The sequence below is a fragment of the Rhodoluna sp. genome (assembly GCF_049276775.1).
GTDB lineage: Bacteria > Actinomycetota > Actinomycetes > Actinomycetales > Microbacteriaceae > Rhodoluna.
The window spans coordinates 1-1,934 of the sequence record NZ_JBASXC010000042.1 but is presented as its reverse complement, the minus strand read 5'-3'; the positions used below and the strand labels follow the sequence as shown (position 1 = coordinate 1,934).

3 protein-coding genes are annotated in these 1,934 nt (G+C 61.5%); 2 read left to right on the top strand and 1 reads right to left on the bottom strand.

What is annotated here, in order from left to right:
• Positions 1–137 precede the first annotated feature (137 nt).
• A complete protein-coding gene (locus tag WAO31_RS03260) occupies positions 138–347 on the top strand; it encodes a hypothetical protein (protein ID WP_509590213.1) in 210 nt (69 codons plus the stop codon).
• Positions 348–380: 33 nt separating this feature from the next.
• On the opposite strand, the gene WAO31_RS03255 is transcribed toward WAO31_RS03260, so the two are convergent.
• Positions 381–734 carry a hypothetical protein gene (locus tag WAO31_RS03255; protein ID WP_509590211.1) on the bottom strand — a complete coding sequence of 118 codons (354 nt, stop codon included), beginning with the start codon at positions 732–734 and terminating at the stop codon, positions 381–383.
• Positions 735–1,258: 524 nt separating this feature from the next.
• Here WAO31_RS03255 and WAO31_RS03250 point away from each other — a divergent pair.
• Positions 1,259–1,882 (top strand): SGNH/GDSL hydrolase family protein, encoded by a 624-nt coding sequence (locus tag WAO31_RS03250; protein WP_509590208.1) that lies wholly within the window; start codon positions 1,259–1,261, stop codon positions 1,880–1,882.
• Positions 1,883–1,934: the final 52 nt, after the last annotated feature.

Genomic DNA, 1,934 nt, shown 5'->3' with positions numbered 1-1,934 from the left:
GAGCTGCCGTCGCCAACACCCGCCATCGACTCCCTGGCGGCGTCAGGCGATCACCTTTGGCGATCGCTCGCTTTTCGGGCTGCCGCGGCCAATGTTCACCGGGGTGACCGCCCCGCCGCCGTGAGTGCTGACCGCTATTGGTCGCCCAAGTCATCGGTGTGCCAATCCTTCACGTGATCCGCGGTGAGGTTGGGAATGTAGAACTGAGTCGCGCCGCCCGGCAGGTTCGTCGACGTGCCCTTGCTCTCGCCTTCGGACATCAGGCTAGCTTGCTTAGGGTCTTTCCGAAGCTGGTGGGCAAAGCCTCCAAGCCACCGATGGCACGCATTGGCGACGGCATCTCATGAATATGATGGGTGAATAGGATAGGTTCGAGCGCGCTACCGATCGTGCCCCTTGGACCTCCGAACGTCGTCTTCGGCGTCCCGGGCAAAGTGAGGCGGTTCCGCCCTGAAGAGCTCAACCGCACCATCGCGGATCGAATCGGCCATCTGGCCGAGCGTTCCGGGGTGGGCCTTGACCTCACCGTGGAGCGCCTTCCAGGATGCTTCGACACCCTCGCGGTGATGTTCCCAACCGTCGTTCGCCTCGTCGATCTTCTTCGTGTGTTCCTTGAGTTGATCAAGCTTTTGCCGGATGGCATGTTTTGGATTCAGCTCAAGGGCTCGGGAAAGAGCGCCCTCAACGTGCTCTAGGCGAGCCCGGAGTTTTCGTAGGTATGCCTGGCGGTCCATTTTGGTCTTTCTCGTGCGTTGTGAGGGGGGAGAGGGGGGCCCTTGGATGATCTGAACGCTCCGTGCATCGTCCAAAGGGCGGTCCGGTGCCGATGGACGCGTGAACGTCTTCTTCAACCCGCCATATTCATGACTCTGCACCTCCAGCACGCCCGAATCACGCTGTAGCTGCTTCAGACAAAGGCCTTCGGCCCGTGCCCGCTGCGCGGGCGGCCTCACCCAATGCTCGGGCGGGGTCAAGAGACCCGCCTCCGCTTGGATTCAGCCGTAGTTCCCTGCCTGGCCACTGATGGCAGGCATTGGCGGCGACATCTCATGAATGTGTTGGGTAGATTCGGTCGTCCCTCGTTGTTGCACCGCGAATGGAGGGCACTGACGGCACAGCCTGATGAAACATGACAAGGTCACCTGAACTCCCCTTGCCTCAACCCAACGGTCGTCCATTCACTTGGCTCTGGACGAGTTACCTGGTCCTCCTTCACGGGGCGCTGGTGTTCGTTTGCCTCAAGACAAACTTCCGCACCTTGACTGCTAAGACTTTGGGGCTCATGCCGCCCGAGGAGCGCAGCGTGGATGTTTATCAGAGGATGATGCCATGGGCGCAGAACGCCCGAGGCCTTCAACCCGGAGGAACGGCGATCGTGGGGGATAGCATCGTCAAAGACTTGGATCCCGCAATGTTTGGGGGCGGGGCCATCGTGCTCGGTGCAGGCGGGATCACGGTGCCGATCTTGCGGGAGATGCAGGGGGTCCTCGGACTGCTAGAGCCAGCGGGCAGCCTTGTGGTTTGCGCGGGGGTCAACGACCTGAAGTACCGCGGGCCTGAGGTTGTCGCCTCTGACTACTTGGACTTCGTCACAGGCCTCCCCGAAGGGCCACGGATCTTGTGTCTCTCCGTGCTTCCTCTCAACGAAGAAGTAGCCCCAGCCCACGGCCGCGACTTCATCTCAAACAATGAGATTGAGGCGCTCAACCGTCTGCTCGAAGAGGGGCTTCGTGGGTCCAAGCGCCTTGTGTTCACGGACGTTCGAGGCGTTGTTCAAACAGCCGCGGGGATGCCGATTCCCGCGGCCTATCAGTCGGATGGGTGGCATCTCTCCGACGTGGGTCTTCAGCGCCTGGCATCGGCGATTCGGGACAGCCTGTAGCGCTGCTTGCCGCGGAGTTCTCGCCCGTTGGCCCGCACGCGTCATATTCAGG

Coding starts and splice junctions, on each gene's coding strand:
- WAO31_RS03255 (WP_509590211.1), bottom strand. CDS start 734: ATGGACCGCCAGGCATACCTACGAAAACTCCGGGCTCGCCTAGAGCAC.